Annotated in this window: 13 protein-coding genes; 7 read left to right on the top strand and 6 right to left on the bottom strand. The window is 44.6% G+C overall.

Annotated features, from left to right (window positions below; genetic code table 11):
- Positions 1–504: 504 nt before the first annotated feature.
- Positions 505–2,715 (bottom strand): carboxy terminal-processing peptidase, encoded by a 2,211-nt coding sequence (locus tag L0G63_RS10695; RefSeq protein ID WP_301450637.1) that lies wholly within the window; start codon positions 2,713–2,715, stop codon positions 505–507.
- 542 nt (positions 2,716–3,257) lie between these two features.
- Here L0G63_RS10695 and nagZ point away from each other — a divergent pair.
- Entirely contained in the window at positions 3,258–4,343 is a 1,086-nt protein-coding gene (gene nagZ, locus L0G63_RS10690; protein WP_301450635.1) for a beta-N-acetylhexosaminidase, read from the top strand.
- 96 nt (positions 4,344–4,439) lie between these two features.
- Here the strand turns inward: nagZ and L0G63_RS10685 are convergent, their stop codons facing one another.
- Positions 4,440–6,032, bottom strand: coding sequence for an OmpA family protein (locus tag L0G63_RS10685; protein WP_301450634.1), 1,593 nt, complete (start codon positions 6,030–6,032; stop codon positions 4,440–4,442).
- Between the two features lie 458 nt (positions 6,033–6,490).
- Positions 6,491–8,098 (bottom strand): hypothetical protein, encoded by a 1,608-nt coding sequence (locus L0G63_RS10680; RefSeq protein ID WP_301450633.1) that lies wholly within the window; start codon positions 8,096–8,098, stop codon positions 6,491–6,493.
- 325 nt (positions 8,099–8,423) lie between these two features.
- Here L0G63_RS10680 and L0G63_RS10675 point away from each other — a divergent pair, with 325 nt between their 5' ends.
- The 6 genes from L0G63_RS10675 to L0G63_RS10650 all read left to right on the top strand — a co-directional run bounded on the left by L0G63_RS10675 (position 8,424) and on the right by L0G63_RS10650 (position 13,580).
- Entirely contained in the window at positions 8,424–9,032 is a 609-nt protein-coding gene (locus tag L0G63_RS10675; RefSeq protein WP_301450632.1) for a rhomboid family intramembrane serine protease, read from the top strand.
- Between the two features lie 85 nt (positions 9,033–9,117).
- Positions 9,118–10,083 (top strand): metallophosphoesterase, encoded by a 966-nt coding sequence (locus L0G63_RS10670; RefSeq protein WP_301450631.1) that lies wholly within the window; start codon positions 9,118–9,120, stop codon positions 10,081–10,083.
- 99 nt (positions 10,084–10,182) lie between these two features.
- Complete coding sequence (purE, locus tag L0G63_RS10665; RefSeq protein WP_058024241.1) at positions 10,183–10,734, top strand: 5-(carboxyamino)imidazole ribonucleotide mutase; 552 nt, start codon at positions 10,183–10,185, stop codon at positions 10,732–10,734.
- 195 nt (positions 10,735–10,929) lie between these two features.
- Positions 10,930–12,258 (top strand): 5-(carboxyamino)imidazole ribonucleotide synthase, encoded by a 1,329-nt coding sequence (locus L0G63_RS10660; protein ID WP_301450630.1) that lies wholly within the window; start codon positions 10,930–10,932, stop codon positions 12,256–12,258.
- A complete protein-coding gene (locus tag L0G63_RS10655; RefSeq protein ID WP_301450629.1) occupies positions 12,258–12,707 on the top strand; it encodes a DUF188 domain-containing protein in 450 nt (149 codons plus the stop codon). Before L0G63_RS10660 ends, L0G63_RS10655 begins: the two co-directional genes overlap by 1 nt.
- A gap of 231 nt (positions 12,708–12,938) precedes the next feature.
- A complete protein-coding gene (locus tag L0G63_RS10650) occupies positions 12,939–13,580 on the top strand; it encodes an SDR family oxidoreductase (protein ID WP_301450628.1) in 642 nt (213 codons plus the stop codon).
- 172 nt (positions 13,581–13,752) lie between these two features.
- Here the strand turns inward: L0G63_RS10650 and epmA are convergent, their stop codons facing one another.
- The 3 genes from epmA to L0G63_RS10635 form a co-directional block, all read right to left on the bottom strand.
- The gene (gene epmA, locus L0G63_RS10645) at positions 13,753–14,769 is read right to left on the bottom strand and encodes an EF-P lysine aminoacylase EpmA (protein WP_301450627.1); all 1,017 of its coding nucleotides are present in this window, start codon (positions 14,767–14,769) and stop codon (positions 13,753–13,755) included.
- Between the two features lie 86 nt (positions 14,770–14,855).
- A complete protein-coding gene (locus tag L0G63_RS10640; protein ID WP_301450636.1) occupies positions 14,856–15,974 on the bottom strand; it encodes a 4-phosphoerythronate dehydrogenase in 1,119 nt (372 codons plus the stop codon).
- A 77-nt stretch (positions 15,975–16,051) separates the two neighbouring features.
- The gene (locus L0G63_RS10635; RefSeq protein ID WP_301450626.1) at positions 16,052–17,209 is read right to left on the bottom strand and encodes an AI-2E family transporter; all 1,158 of its coding nucleotides are present in this window, start codon (positions 17,207–17,209) and stop codon (positions 16,052–16,054) included.
- Positions 17,210–17,568 lie beyond the last annotated feature (359 nt).

Raw genomic sequence — 17,568 nt, 5'->3', positions numbered from 1 at the left:
TTTACTCTTTCTCATAGTGCTATCCTAAATAATTTTGCTTATCTAGGACAGCCCCAAATTTATTATCTAATCTAAAAGGCCAGTATCTGATAAAGTTACTGGTCTTTTTTTTATGGGATTTTTATAGTAAATCATAGGTTAGATCAATATAAAGAAGGCAATTTATAGATTACTTATACATATCCGATAAAATATATTACCAAATCCCAGACATAACAAAGCCGCATAACGACAAGCGTCATGCGGCTTTTATTACTAACCATCCATGTTAGTGTTACGTGATACCTAATCCCGAGATATCTCATAACTAACAGGCGTCCAGCCTTATTATCCCTAATCAGCAAACCACTTATCCCTGATGCGACCTTAAGATACCAATCCCTAGTATCAATGAATCGTGCCGTACAGTTATAATCGCAGATTGTCCTATCACTAGTAAGTGGTCTAAACGTCAATCCATGTAAGCATATGCTTACATGGTAATACTAGCTATCGTATAACCCTTTATAGTTTCTCTTCAGGACTGAGTAAGGTCTTGGGTTCAGCACTTAGCATTAGGTAGGCCGCTTCATTAATAAAGGCTTCATCTTCTGGCAGCTCTGGACGCTCACCAGCTTTCATACGGCTACGCTCTTCAAACTTTGCATCCGTCGCTGCTTGGTACGTGTTCCAATTGGAATATGGACGTTCACCAGTAGCGATCAGGCGTTTGTTTTCTGCTTCTAAAGACCGTTTTTCAATCAGCTGCATTTTGGCGCGGCGGCTATTAATATCTAGACGTACGGGCTTTTTCTCATCATCCATGTCACGAATATCATTCAACGTTGATAGATACACAAACTGCGGGTTTTTCTCTTGGCGAATTTTAGACTGCTGATTGAGCGTCGCTAAAGTGTCATTGGTAAACTTCCCTTCAGGCTTGTAAGGTGCTGTCTTGATGGTATCCCAAGGCAGTGCTTTTTTCTGAGCGCGTTCGCCAAAGGTTGCATCATCATAGATATTGACCAATTCAACATCAGGTACGACGCCTTTGTTCTGCGTACTGCCGCCTGTGATACGGTAGAACTTACGCTGAGTTAAGGTTGCAGAACCTAACGCCAAGCTATCAAGCTGAATCTGCGCAGAGCCTTTACCTGTCGTTGTGCTACCAACCACCAATCCACGACCATAATCCTGAATAGCAGCGGCAAAAATTTCACTGGCTGAGGCCGATGCTAGGTTGGTTAGGACGACCATTTTGCCGTCATAGAGCTGCTCGCCGCCATCATTATCGCGGTACACTTGGACATTGCCGCGGTTATCACGAATCTGTACCAATGGACCGCTTTTAATAAAGAATCCTAGCATTTTGGCAACTTCATCTAACGAGCCACCAGGGTTATTGCGCAAATCCACCACGAGACCATCGATATTTTCTTTGTTCAATTCTTTTAACGCTTTTTCAGTATCGATACTGACACTGCGGTAGTCCTCGCCATTACGGCGCGCACGATAGTTCAAATAGAAGCTGGGTATCTCAAGAACGCCAATACGTTTCGGTGTTTTGTCGATATTAGGACGCTGTACCTCGACCACACGCTGCGTCACGCCTGATTCTTCTTGCTGGATAATATCACGCACCACAGTGACCGTACGGGCACTGGCGTCTGGCGTATTAGGCTGACGCAGCTTGAGCGTGACCGATGTACCACGCTTACCACGAATTAAGCTGACGATCTCACGCGTTGACCAGCCAACCACATCTGTCATGGTCTCGCCATCTTTTGCGATGCCGATAATCAAGTCATTGGGCTTAATTTGGCCAGACTTGGCGGCTGGTCCACCATCTACCAAGGTCACGATTCGGGTGTAATCTGGGTTTTTACGATCAGGACGAATAGAGACACCGATGCCTTCTAACTGTAGACTAGATTGAATCTGTAGCTCAGTTGCCTGAATCGGCGCATAGTAGTTACTGTGCGGATCATAGGTCAGCATGGCGGTATTTAGAATCGTCTCCATGATTTCATCATCTTTGAGACGCTTAAACTGCTCTTGCTGACGCGACAAACGGTTTTGTAGAATCTCACTGGGCGTACGCTCATCGTTACGTACCAAATCTTGTCCACGAGTGATATCTGGGTTGCTCAAAAACACTTTTTCTTTGGCTTTTTCGTCTTCTTGTCCCAGCGTAATACTCATCAACTGAAACTTTAGCTGACGTTCCCAATAGTCACGCTGCTCTTTTTTGGTTTTGAAATGTCCGAGCTTTTCGCGGTCAAGTATGATGGTGTCATCACCTGTCAGGTCAATATCTGTTTTTAGCATTTTATTTGCCATGGCAAAGTATTCGTTTGAGCGTTTGCGATAACGATCAAAGACTTCTACCCCTGCGGATAGGTCGCCTTGCTTGAGGCGAGCGCCAAAATCATCGGCATGCTTTTTCTTCAGCTCATCGACATCAGATTGCAAAAACAAGGTATGGTTTGGATCAAGACTATCAATATACATTGATAAGATTTCGCTACCGGTTTTACTATCTAATGGCTGATTAAGGTAATGACTGCGATCCAGCAAAGCGGCAACTTGGCGAGTAGTGACCTTTTGCTCAGGTGTCTGAACAAAACTTCCCGTATTGGTTTCTGCTACGGCAGTACCGTAGCTTTGTGTCAGGATAATACCGGCGATGCCCACTGACGCTGCACTGAGTAACCACTGTGCTGGTTGTTTTTTCATCATATGTACCTAATTATTTGGAGTTGGTGATATTATTTGTCTTGTAAAAATGAAAAACGACTGGATTTGTTATTGCCTATGAATGCTGTTTACAAGTCCGATTCATCAGTAGGCTTATTACTATCGTTTTATTGCTATGCTTTTATCGCTAGGGTCAATCTTATTACTCTAGCACTGTCACTTTTCGTTTTGCAGCCTACTGATATAAAGCGTCCAATGCTTATTATCGAATACTGATATATAGTCAAAAATCAATATTATCATGTGCATAAATACTAATCTGTCTCAAACTGTATAAGCAATCTTACACGCAACGCCCACACATACCAAACTTTCTCTCACTTTTATCACACATCATAGGTGAAGGCCATCTGCATCAATTCAATGTGCATTAAAAAATTGATTTGACCTTGATAATCTGCCACATTAGGCTCAATTTATCATAGCTGACATAATCAGATGTATTAATAGAGATAGACGAATAATTTTATATCGACAGTCAGCCAAACTCATATGACAACAACATAAAAAAGGATGACGCAATGTACGGCGTTTTAATGATTGACATCGATAATACCGCTTTGACCGCAGAAGACGTTAGCCTGATCAAACAGGCACAGGTCGGTGGCGTCATACTGTTTGGGCGCAATGTGGCCGACGCTACCCAAGTACGTGCCTTATGTGATGACATACGGTATCACAACCCAGACATCCTGATCGGAGTGGATCAAGAAGGTGGCCGAGTCGCAAGACTGCGTGAAGGGTTCACGCCGCTACCCGCTATGGGCAGGCTCGGTGAATTATTTAATCAAGACCCAAGCCGCGCACTCAGCTGCGCATACGACTGTGGCTATCTGATGGCAGCAGAAGTATTAGCGGTAGGGATTGATCTGAGTTTTGCGCCTGTGCTGGATAGAGATGGTATCAGTCAAGTGATTGGTGATCGAAGTTTCCATCATGAGCCACAGGCGATTGCTGCACTCGCCACGCAGTTCATGCGCGGTATGAAAGCGGCAGGTATGGCTACTACGGGCAAGCATTTCCCCGGTCACGGCGCGATTGCTCCTGACTCTCATGTATCAGAGGCCATTGATACGCGCAGCTTGGACGAGATCATCAATAGTGATATGCAACCCTTTACACAAACGCTTTCATTGCTTGACGCACTGATGCCCGCCCATGTGATTTTTTCGCAAGTAGATAATCAGCCCGCTGGATTTTCTAAAATTTGGCTAAAAGACATTATTCGTGATCAGCTCGCGTTCGATGGTGTGCTTTTCTCTGATGATTTATCAATGGCTGGTGCGCAAGCTGCTGGCGATGTCAGCGCTCGTGTAAAGGCTGCCATTGAAGCTGGCTGCGATATCGCTTTGGTATGTAATGATCGCGTTGCCGCGCATGAAGCGGCGGCAGCGGCGCAAGAGCTGCCCTACCCCAATCAAAAACGCATCAAAACCATGTGCGGTGAAATACCTGAATGGCAGGGCGATCTTGAATCTACCTGCCAGCAGTTTGATTATTGGCAACAGGCAAAAAACAACGTCACTCAGACCTTTTTTGACGTTCAATCTGACATACAAATCACGGAACAGTCAAAGGTGACAACCGATCCTACTCGTTATAAATAGCGTTATACTGTGAGCCATTAGAAAATCAAACCAGCAAAAAACCGCACCTCTATGAGGTGCGGTTTTTGTGTTTGACGGTTAAATCAGGTACTTTGATCAATTTGTTGGGCCGACTGCGGTGCCTTGCGTCGCATCATCACCATCAGGTAGCAGATCATCATTGTTACTATCTAAAGGGTTCAAATCTGGATCAAGCGAGTCGCTATTGATGATCATACCATCATTTGGATCGACCATCTCATCATTAACCACAAACTCAATTCGGCGATTGCGGAAACGACCTTGCTCGGTTGAGTTATCCGCGATAGGGTCTGACTCGCCCATGCCTTTGGTGCTGAGCTTGCTCGCGTCAACACCTTGACCTACTAGGTACTCTTTGACCGCGTTTGCACGCTCTTGAGACAATTCCATGTTGTAAGAATCAGACGCTTGACTATCAGTATGACCGATGATCATTAGGTTCAAGTCAGGCACATCATCGATAATTTTTGCCGCGCGATCTAGAATGGCTTTATTGACATCAGGGATGACGGCTTCATCTACTTGGAAATTGATCACCTGAATACTCAAAGCACGTGCAACATCACGTGGGTCTGGATTTTCTCCAAGATTGGTCATTGCAGCATCTGCTGCCGCCACACTATCATCAATCTCACCTTGCAGATCGAGCGGTCCTTCGGCTTCGACTGTCATCGCAGGCGCAGCAGCCTGTAGATCGGTCACCAACTGGGCCAATGCCGCATCATCTGGTGCGTTAACTGTAATAGTGTCACCTTTAATCACCATACTGGCATTCGGGACGTTTTTGACAATCGGTAATATAGTGGCAAGCTGAGCGGCAGCGGGCATGTCTACAGCAAAATTATCATCGACATCAGCGCGGCATTTATTGGCCTCATCACCAAAAGCGCCTGTTAACGCATTCATCACTGTCGTCTGTAGTGTCTCATTACCTACGTTCATGCGGCACGCGTACAGCTCACTATTTTCACCAGTAGCGATGCGAAGTGATGCAGGCTCGATATCCGCCGCCACTACTGATTGCTCATCGCCTTGCTCATCTTGCTGTACGGTAGTGGCTGGCGTAGCGACAGGTTCAGGATTTTCTTGACAGCCTCTCAATAACGCCCACGCCAGTGCGCCTAAGATAATCAAACCAATAATCGGTAATAGGGCTTTCATAAAGCTGCCTTGCGGCTCTTCTTCTTTGTGTAATGGAGCGGTGCTGACCGTATCAGACATAGGTGTTGCAGCAGGCGTCGCTGCTATCGCGCTCGCAGGTAATACAGCACCTGCCCATGCAGGAATATGATGCTGATAGCTATTGAGGTTATCACTCAAGAACTGCGGTACAGGCGTGGTACCAGCCAAGCTTTTGATTTCGTGAAAAGCAAGGGGCGCTGCCATAGCTATCAGACCACGAGAAGCGGTCTCATCAACCCCATGCTCATTGGCAAGCTCACGTGAGATTTGGTCACGGTGCGCGCCTTCTGTCCACACGCGATCATAAAAAGCATTGTCGTCACGCGCGATATTCTCATTGGCAAATCGACTATATGCCTCATCATTTGCAAGACGGGCAGCAAAAATGGCATAAAACTGCTCAAGCAGATTTGCCTTAGCAGGACTGTGATCATCCGCTAATACAGCTGGACTGACGGTACGCGTCAAATGACTGATAATATCCATAATATAATTCTCCTATTAACTTTTATTGGTAGCATTCAATGGCTTAACCTATAAAATTATTTAATATTCTGCGTTTATTTAATTCAAAAAATGTCTTTGTAAGAACCTTTTTTACCTGATAAGAATATTTATTCATAAACATTATAAAATTGTTAAGTCTGTATTTACAGTCGCCGCGTTGTTGTGCAAATGATACATTAAGTAATATTTGAGCCTGTACGCGTAACTACCAGTGCATTCAGGTACAAGTTAATAACAATTGAATCATGGTTAGAGTCGCTCATTCTCTAATCTGCATACAATGAATATAAAAAAGAGCGAAATAATTATCAAAAAAAAGCGCTATGAGACATTCATACCGCTTCTTTACTTAATATACAGAGCACTTATAAAAGCCCACTCAAACTAGGTGTATTCGATTGTCTCGCCTGATATGTTTGCTCATATAATATATCTGCTTATCTGACTTGTGCCGGTTCTGCAACGATCACACTACTCGCCATGTCATCTACCTCTGACTCAGAAATAGGACCTGCTGGTCTACTCGTTCTGCTACCAGAAGGCGAATTACTAGGAATACTAGGAAGATTACTGGGCGCATTGCTAGGCAAGCCATTAGCGTTGTTACTAAGCCCGCCACTACTAGATTGAGGAGCAGGTATCACAAGATCACCGGTCTCATCATCAGCGGCTTGATACTCTCCAGCGCTATTGTTAATACCATTATTGTTAAATTGATTATTCATGTCTGTATTATTGTCAAATTGACGGTTTGCTTCGTCTGCCATATCACTACGGCTGTCATTCGGCAGTGGGAGTGGTGCTGTGCTATCCACCGTCATCGCAGGTACTAAATTACGTACGTTCGTGACCAGCTGCTGTAGCAACATATTATCTGGCGCCTCTAGCGTCAGACGATCATTTTGTAAATGCAGTCGGGCAAATGGGGTCGATCTGAGCATCGTCAGTACATTAGGCATCCTCTCTAAAGGCATGCTTGCAACAGTAGTCGCTACCCCATTTTCTACATTCAGCTCACAGATGCTTGCCTGCGCTCCAAAGCTTGTATTAAGCGCCTGTTGTAAGGAGTTTTGTAGGGCAATGTCACCGACCGTCGAACTACAAGTATAGAGATTGCCACTATCATCTACGCCAACGATGAGCTCGATAGGTGTCATCGTTGGTACTGGGGCTGGTGGCGGAGGTGATGTGACAGCAGGCGCAGCAGCAACTGGAGCGAAGGGGGTCTCGTTTTTGGGCTTGATTAATAATGCCCATGCCGCAAACGCCATCGCAGCCAGTGCAACTATTAATAAAAATACCCGTATCAGCAAATCATTTCGCTGATTGCGCGTGCGTACTTGCTCTCGCTTTATGTTGTCGTTTTCTGCCAAATGCTGAGCCGCTGGGTTGGCATGAATCGCGTTACTGCCAGCATCGAAGTGCTCGTCATGATTCAATCCATCGGTATTCCCTATGCTTGTATCCTTTACGTAAGACGATGTCGTGGCTGCTGCGTTAGGACTTGCAATGGTGTCATTGACTGTATCTGTTGGCGCGCTATTCAATGGCGAGACCCGCTTGTCTTCGGCCACACTAGCTATTGGCTCAACACCAATATCATGAGCGGCGCTCACGAGAGGCGCTGACCAGATAGGCAGATATGGACGCAAGGTTGACTGCTCCGCTTGCAAAAATGCTGGCAAAAACTGCCCATTGGCCAAGACTTTTAGCTCACGGTAAGCCAAAGGGGCTGCGTTGATAATCAATTGCGCTGTGATCGATTCATCAATATGATGCGCTGCTGACAGCTCTTGAATCATGGTTTTTTGCAACATTTGGTCTTGCCACAATTGCTCAAACAGCGGGCGCTCGGCGACGCTCTCGTTCGCCATCACCGGATCTTGACGAATTAATTGCGAGTATACCTGCGGCACAGCTAGGCGCGTGGCTAAAATAGCATAAAACTGCTCAAGCAGGCTGATATAAGCCACGCTATCGTCGCGCCCCTGTTCGCCCAATATAGCGGGAGTAACGCTCTGTTCTAACTGCTCGATAATACTCATAGATCACTGCCTCTCTCGACTTCTTAAATCCACAAAAATTAAGCACGTATTATTGGTCATATATCAAAGTTTCACTTATCTCACATGCTACACTGCTACATTACTCACTATAAAAGCATAAAAACGCATCGTTTTGTCACATAATAAACGTTGGTACTTTGATAACTACTGTTAATATTGTTTGGTAGACTGATTGAGATTTATATCAACATATCAAGTATTTAGCTATAGGTCATATTTGTTTTCACTCAGCCCTAACGCTTAGGCTTTGAACATTGTCATTTATCGCATTGTCACCTATCAGGCGCGGCCTAAGGATTTTCCTTTGTTAAACCATACGACCCTTATTATCATCATTACTGTTATTGTCAGCTTGGCGGCATGGCAGAACAAGAAGTTACTTAATCGACTTATCTTTTATCCACCAGCGGTAGACAATGGGCAATGGGATCGCTTTGTGACGCATGGTTTTATTCATGCCGATAGTATGCATCTGCTCTTTAATATGTTTACGTTGTATTTCTTTGGCCGAGCTATTGAAGGGCTATATCGTTCATTCTTATTTGGCTATGGGTTTGTGGTTTTTTATGTGTTGGCGATCGTGGTTGCCATGATTCCAAGCTACCTTAAAAATAAACACAATGCCAGTTACCTAAGTCTTGGGGCATCAGGCGGCGTGTCAGCAGTTTTGTTTGCTTTTATTTTGCTAGCACCGTGGGAGCGCATTTATTTATTTGCCATCATTCCTATCCCTGCCATACTATTTGCCGTCGCTTACGTGTTTTATAGTATTTATGCGGACAAACGTGGTGGCTCAAACATCAATCATATGGCGCATCTATGGGGCGGCGCATTTGGTGTCGTTGCTACGATTGCGTTGGAACCGCAGGTGCTACTCCACTTTATCAGTGCGTTGCTATCACCAGAATTTTAGGGCATTTTCTCTCGTATGGATCAAGACTATATCAGTGCCACTGGGCAAACGGTTTCTTCTCACACTTCAGATTTAATATTTCATTATGATTATAGATATTATCGGTGATATTCATGGTTATGCAGACAAGCTGGTTGGTTTATTAAACCAATTGGGCTATGAGCATAACGGCCAATATTTCGTTCCCCCAGCTGGGCATCGGGCATTATTTATTGGCGATTTAATTGACCGTGGTCCGCAGCAACTAAACACGCTTGAGATTGTTTTTGCAATGCTTGATGCAGATGTGGCCGATGCAGTGATGGGTAATCATGAATACAATGCATTGGCATATGCCACGCTAGATCCTGACGATACTACTCGATATCTGCGCTCGCACAATACGACACATAAACGTCAACATGAGGCGTTCTTGGCAGAGATACCGTTCGGCTCAGATCAGCATCAGTACTGGTTACAGCGCTTGTACGAGATACCCCTATGGATTGAGACCGATTATGCTTGTTTTGTCCATGCTTGCTGGGATGTGGCGAGTATGGAGATTCTAAAGCCCCTGCTCACTGACAATAATTGCTTAACCCCCAAAGCTCTGGTTGCAACTGCCAAGGAGCATACGCCACTATTTGATGCCTTAGAGCGTGTACTAAAAGGGGTCGAGACGGGCTTGCCTGATGGTATTGTGATGGTAGATAAAGAAGGCACTGAACGCAGACGAGTACGGGTGCGTTGGTGGCTTGATACGTTGAACCAGCGCACGCTTCGTGAGGTCGCTCGTGCCCCCACATCGGCACTGGCACAGATACCAGTAGAGGCACTGGCTGAAAATATCGACTTTGCGATTCAAACTCACAAACCTGTTTTTGTCGGTCACTATTGGCTCACGGGCACGCCTGAGCCACTCAGTCCGCAGGTCGTTTGTACTGACTATTCAGCCGCCGTAGATAGTGGTTATCTAACTTGCTATCAGCTTGATACTGAGCAGCCTTTACCACTGACAGCCGATCGCTTTGTGCGGTATTACCATGATAAAAAAGTAGACGTAAATCAGTGATATAAATGCTATTAACACCATATCATTATTAAAAGTCAAACTTGGCTTTACGAGTGTAGCAAAATTTTTGTATGATGGTCTTTTTGAGGATATCCAATCATGAGCACCACGAATACTGCGGCTAATCAGAACGGTCCCATCACCTCCCCTGCAGGTCAGCCAAAAGTCGGCATTATTATGGGTTCACAATCTGATTGGGCGACCATGAGCGCCGCGGCACAATTGCTAGCAGACTTTGATGTTGCCTTTGAGTGTGAAGTGGTTTCTGCTCACCGTACGCCTGATCGACTATTCGATTATGCCAAAAGCGCAAAAGACAATGGTCTGCAAGTGATCATCGCGGGTGCAGGCGGCGCCGCTCATCTGCCTGGTATGTGTGCCAGCCAAACGCCATTACCAGTCTTTGGTGTTCCTGTAAAATCCTCTATGCTAAGTGGTTGGGACAGTCTGTTGTCTATCGTGCAAATGCCCAAAGGCGTTGCTGTTGGGACATTGGCAATTGGTACGGCTGGTGCTTATAACGCGGCCCTACTTGCGATTCAAGTCTTGGCCTTGCACGATGAAACGATTGCTACTAAGCTGGATGAGATGCGTCAGACTCAAACCGAGACCATTCTCGCTAGCCCAACACCCGGTATTATTAATTCTTAAATAAATATAGAGTGACTAGTTTTTTAGCATGGTATTTTGTATTGATCGCCTAAAAACAAGAGCTACCACTTTTTATTTTTAAGTAAGTCATACTAGATATAAGGTGCCTATAGTGCACCTTTTCCTATTTCACCCATTGCGTTTTAAATTGTAATACAACACAGACCTCATTCACTTTTATTCAAAGAGCCTTTCATGACTACAGCAAACGCTTATCCTGTTACCCAAACCATTCGTACCATCGGTATTTTAGGCGGTGGTCAGCTTGGTATGATGCTTGCCGAAGCCGCGATGCCACTCGGTTATCAATGCGTGTTTTTAGAAGACAATTCAGAATGCCCTGCCAGCCTATATGGTCGCGTGTTTCATAGCGATCAATTAGCAGACTTTATCGCAGCCGCTGATGTATTTACCTTAGAGTTCGAGAACACACCAACGTCTACGGTCGAGCAATTAACGAGCTTGTCAAAATCTGGCAGCAAGCAAGGTATGTTCCCACCACTGATTGCGCTTGATATCGCCCAAGACCGTCTAAAAGAAAAGCAGATGTTCAATGCGCTCGATATTGCCACCGTGCCATTTATGGAAATTAATTCTGAAGCTGAGTTAAAACAAGCTTGTGAAGCGTTAGGCTTGCCTATCGTTTTGAAAACCAGCCGCGGTGGCTACGATGGCAAAGGTCAGTTTGTTATCAAACAAGAGAGTGACATTAAAACTGCTTGGCTTGCGCTAAAAGACGCGGTCAGTGGCAAAGGGTCACTCACGCCAACACCTGCACCATTGATTGCTGAAGGGTTCATTAACTTTAATCGTGAAGTGTCTATCATTGCCGCAAGAGCGCAAGACGGTCAGGTACGCTGTTATGATTTGGTCGAAAACCATCATCATCACGGTATTTTGGCAAAAACTCAAGCACCTGCCATCGGTACCAGTCATCTGTTCCAGCAAGCGACCGATGCTATTACAAAAATCATGAACCATCTAGGCTATGTGGGCGTAATGGCACTTGAATTGTTTGTCACCAAAGATGATCGCGGTCATACCACGATACTGGCGAACGAGATTGCCCCGCGGGTACATAACTCTGGTCACTGGAGTATCGAAGGCGCGGTTACTAGCCAATTTGAAAACCATATCCGTGCCGTGGTCAACTTACCACTCGGTGATACCGACAATGTCCATCCGGCAATTATGGTCAATGTACTCGGCCAATATCCTGATATCAGTGCTGTTTTAAATATTGATGGCGCTCACTATCATAGCTATCACAAAGCCGAGCGTGACGATCGAAAGATTGCCCATATCACCTTGATGCCTAATGATGTGGCCGACCTAGAATCCGCCATGGCAAAGCTGGTTGCCATATTGCCAAATAAAGTGGGTTTAGACAAAGAGTACGCGAATATCGATACTCAATCTAATACCGCAGATGCCAAAGCTAAAAACGACGACTTAGAAGATAACAGTGGTGAAGCAGATAGTCTGGCAGAATTGTCGCCAAAGACAGAAAAGGCGAAGAAATAATGCAAATTTGGGTGGATGCTGACTCGGTGCCATTAATCGCCAAAGATTTGATTATCAAAACGGCTGAACGCACCAAGACGATGGCGATATTCGTCGCCAACCAGCCAATCAAGTTGCGCAAATCTCCTCTGCTCGTTATGACAGTTGTGCCATCAGGGTTTGACAAAGCCGATGACTATATCGTCGAGCAAATACAGGCAGGCGACTTGGCGATTACGAGCGACATACCTTTAGCCAATGATATTTTGGATAAAGGCGGCTTGGTGCTAACCACACGTGGCGTGGTCTATGACAAAAATAACATCAAGCAAAAACTCAATATGCGTGACTTCATGGACACCATGCGCGGTACTGGTGTCCTAGAGCTGCAAGAGATGAGCGGTCGAAAACCCTACGGCGACCGCGATAAAAAAGCCTTTGCCGATGGTCTGAATCGCTTAGTACGTTAGCGCTGTTACCCTTCTAATCTCATTAAAGTGCTATCCTCTAGATAGCGAATCTTGCTTGGCAAATATTACTTTCTTGCAAACCGTATACACTCTATAACCAACTCCTATCCAATCCGCACGCTTTATAACGAAGCGTGCGGATTATTTTTGTTACGATACAGTCAGTTTTTGAGATAAAAATATTCACTGAATCGCTTAAATAACAGAATGTAAATAACAATAGGAATGATTATGAAAATTTTAGTCGTTGGTGCCAGTGGCCGTGTCGGTGGTGAATTGGTTAAGCAATTATTGGCTGACGAACACCAAGTAATTGGTACGACTCGCCAAGAAAAAAAGCTGTTTGACAATGACAGCTATACTCAGCTAGATTTGGATATTACCGCCAGCAAAGAGTCTATCGAGAAACAACTGGATCAAGATATTGATGCTGTCTATTTTGTTGCAGGATCTGGTGGTAAAGATGTATTAGAAGTCGACTTACATGGTGCAGTAAAGACCATGCAAGCCGCGCAAGACAAAGGTATCAAGCGCTATATTATGCTTAGCTCTGTCTTTTCGCTAGAAACTGAGAAATGGGACAATAATCCTAACATTGCAGATCTAAAAGACTACTATATCTCTAAGCATTACGCTGATCATTGGCTCGTGAATAATAGCTCACTCGACTATACAATCGTACAGCCAGGCGCACTGAAAGAGCGTGACGGTACAGGCAAAATCACTATCAATGATACCAGCTCTGGTGAAAATGCTATTGAAGATGTTGCTACGACATTAGCAGCCGTCCTAACTGCTGAAAATACGATAGGAAAAGTATTTAATATGCACAATGGTGACATAGACATTAACGAAGCCATTGCTACAGTATAAACCATCACTGTTTAGGTAGATTTGACTGCCAAGCTATAACTACACCTACAACTGCGTAAGCCAAATCACTGAATCAGATTATAAAAAAGGTCGTTATCGATTCGCCAATACTCAATTGGTAAATCGGTAACGACCTTTTTTCTTGCTGCTATGAATAAAAACTATCTGTTAGTTATGCTTGACCACTCGGAAAAGCAATCACTTCCTCTAAAGTTTTTGCGCCCGTTATCATCATGAGCAATCGATCAACACCGACCGCAATACCGCTACAAGGGATCAAATCATCAGATGCAGCAATTAAATGCTCATCAATGGGCATTTTCGGCAACCCATGACGATGACGTAATTGATTGTCTTGCTCAAAACGTGCTCGCAATGCTGGACCATCTGCCAGCTCATCATAAGCGTTGGCAATCTCAATGCCATTGATGTAAAGCTCAAAGCGTTTCGCTATTTTATTGCCTTCTTTATCTAGCGCTGTCTTTGCCAATGCAGCTGTCGCAGGTGGATATTCTATGATCAGTGTCGGCAAATCATGTCCCAAATTTGGCTCTACTGCATGACTAAATAGTAAGTCTAACCAGCTCTGGCGACGATTTGCTTCGCTATCATCAGCATCATTAAAATCAAATCCTATCAACCCTCTATCTTCTGCTACCGCTTGGAGCGCAGATAGGCTCGCTGTCAGTGGATGTATACCAACAAAATCCATAAAAGCATCGACATAGCGGTAATGGCTCATCACCATTGGATGACCATAAAGCGCCGTAAGTAACTCATTAAGCTCACCTGCCATATCATCGAGGCTGTAATTGGGCTGATACCACTCTAGCATCGTAAATTCGATATTATGACGCACGCCTATCTCATTATCCCGAAACACAGGACAAATCTGATAAATAGGCACTTGCCAGCTAGCCAATAAACGCTTCATCGCAAACTCAGGAGACGTATGCAAATAATAGGTACGAGGACGATCTTGATAGGTCACGTGCGCTGCCACTGATTGCAAAAAAGTGTCGGTGTTCCCCGCTTGCGACAAAAGCGGCGTCTGTACTTCCAGTACCTGACGACTGGCAAAAAACTGGCGAATATCACCGATAAACTTGGCACGCTGCTGTGCCATTGCCAGTGTCATGGTGGGTGCGTAGTTAGGTTGATGACTAGATGTACCGCTTGATTGGCTCATGACTGTCTACCGTGATTCATAAATAATAATGCCTCAATGACGTAGATTATTTATGTTTTTAAGAATAGTATTTTTAAGTTGCTAGATTAGGATTGCCACTCACGGCGCAAGTGGTAATCACGTCTCAGACCGTCAAAATCAGGACCATTCACTTGTTTATCAGAGTTTCCACCAGATATTTTGCTTCGCAATGAGGCATCATCTTGCATAATGTCATAAAACTTTGACAATCTGTCTGGGTGTGCTTTTAGCTCAGACCACAAAAACAAGTTAAGCGGTAGCAGGTTGGACATAGACTGGGCAGGTATTATCCCTAGCTTCTCACACAAGGCATCATAGATAATTTGTGTACCACGTAGCTTGCCCTCTAATGTATAGCCAGCGATATGCGGTGTGGCGATTGTGAGCTTAGATAGGAGGCTATCAGCAACCGTTGGCTCATGCTCAAATACATCCAAAACCACTTGTCGCCCAGTATGAACAATATCGTTCTTGAGATCATTTTCGTGAATCACAGGGCCGCGCGCGCTATTAATCAATATGGTATCAGCAGGCATCATGGCCAATGTCTCTGCATTGATGAGATGACGCGTTGGATAGTCACTGCCTTTAGCATCACTGTCAACTTTCTCATCTGTCAGTGGCACATGCAAACTCACCACGTTACTTTGAGAGAGCACCTGCTCAATGCTGGCATTATTAATAGTAGAGCTTGGTAATAATGGATCGTATCCAAGCACCTGCCAGCCCAAGTCATTGGCATACTGAGCAAGCGTACTGCCAATATTGCCAAGGCCGATAATACCGAGTGTCACAGGCTGCTGCCAGTAGTTTGGACGTATGGTCAAGATAGCCGTCAGTACATACTGAGCCACCGAGTGCTTGCTACAACCAGCGGCATTGGCAAAAGTAATGTTACGCGTTGCTAAATAGTCTTGGTCGACATGATCTGTACCGATAGTCGCTGAGCCAACAAATTGCACGCTATGATTGTCGGTCAGTAACGCCTCATCGACTGGCGTGACCGAACGTATTAACAAAATATCTGGCTGTACTTCGGACAGCAGCTTTGCATCAATATCACGACCAGCGACAGTAATGATGTTTACTGTCTGCTCGGTCAATTTACCTAATGTAGCGTCATTAAAAAAATCATTCAGGCTAGCAATATTGCTATCAGCAACGATCGTTATGCCTTTAACCATCTGGTCTATTTTATTGTCCATAGCATCTGCAATATCATTGTTTGTCATTGGCAATTTTCTCTATCGATAAAGGTTTTCTATGTAGACTCATTTCCACTGACTGTGTCTTGTGCTGGATTATGTACTGGCGCTATGGCATTTGAGTCAGAGAGCGTGACGTCTTGCGGCGCAAATATCTCATTTTTGTGCTGCGATATCCACTCGCGCCATACGGCAAGACCGATAGCCAGTACCACAGGGCCGATGAACAATCCAACAAACCCAAATGCGGTTAGACCGCCCAACACACCGATAAAAATAATAATAAATGGGATTTTGGTCGCACCACTGATAACAATAGGTCGAATGAGATTATCCACCCAGCTAATAACAAACACGCCCCATAGTGCCAAACCAATCCCTTCTGCAGTATGCCCTTGGCTCAAGAGCCAGACAGATACACCGCCCCAAACAAATGGCGTACCAAAAGGAATCAACGCAATAATAAATGTAACAATGGTCAATAAAATAGGGCTTGGCGCACCAGCGAAGTAATAGCCGATACCTGCCAATAGCGCTTGAGCCAATGCCGTCAACCCGATGCCGTATACCACCGCACGCGTGGTTGTACCCACAGAGTCAATATAACCGTCTATGCGATTGCCAATGATGTTACGCAGCGCTTGGCGAATCTGACGAACCAGACTGGTGCCATCACGATAAAAAAAGAATAGCGTCATCAGCGCCATACCAAGCTTAGCCAGACCACTGAACACCACGTCAAATGCGACCTTGCCATAATACAAGTGCGACTGAACCCAAAGACGAAACGCCTCTAGCGTGCCTTCTGGGTTTTTATTGATTCGCCACAGTACGTCTTTGATTTGCTGACCGATAATCGGTAAGTCTTTGAATGAATCAGGCACATCTAGATAGCCCACTTTAATACGATATACCAAGTTACTGATTAGGCTCAACGCTTCTTGCTGCAAAATAAACACCCCAATAACCAGTGGCACACCTATGATTAAGGAGATGCTCACAGTCATAATGGCAGCGCTAAAATCTGGACTTAGCTTGACCTTTTCGTGAAAAAAACTATAAACAGGAAACGTGACATACGCCAAAATCGCAGCCCACAATGCCGGTACAATAAAGAACTGCACCACTTGGAAACATAATACGAACAGCGCAACCAACAAAGTAATCGCAAGCAAGCGCTGAATAATAAATTCTTTTGTCCAGTTTTCAATCATAGCGTATAAACCAAGAGCGGACAGCAAATGCCAACTTTGCTGGCAAGTTTATAAATGTGTGATGAACATCAGCTTATAGATCTAATCTATCGGCTGATGTCCATGAGCGAAGGTGGGTTTAAAGGTTGACATAAAAAACGGTATTAGCGTCATCAAATCACATAATAATATCGTGTGCTTACAAACCAACACTCTCATAAAGAGTATGGTGAAAAACGCAACCAGTATGCTTTATTATGCAATAGATTATACGAATTATATAACGCTATGTTGTAATCTTTACTTACAACTTTGTCTACATAAGCTTACTAGGGCGTGTTGAACATTCGACCATGGCACTGACAGCGACTATTTTTTAG

Source organism: Psychrobacter sp., assembly GCF_030454045.1.
Classification (GTDB): domain Bacteria; phylum Pseudomonadota; class Gammaproteobacteria; order Pseudomonadales; family Moraxellaceae; genus Psychrobacter.
The sequence above is the reverse complement of the archived record's forward strand: the minus strand, read 5'-3'. Positions and strand labels throughout refer to the sequence as shown.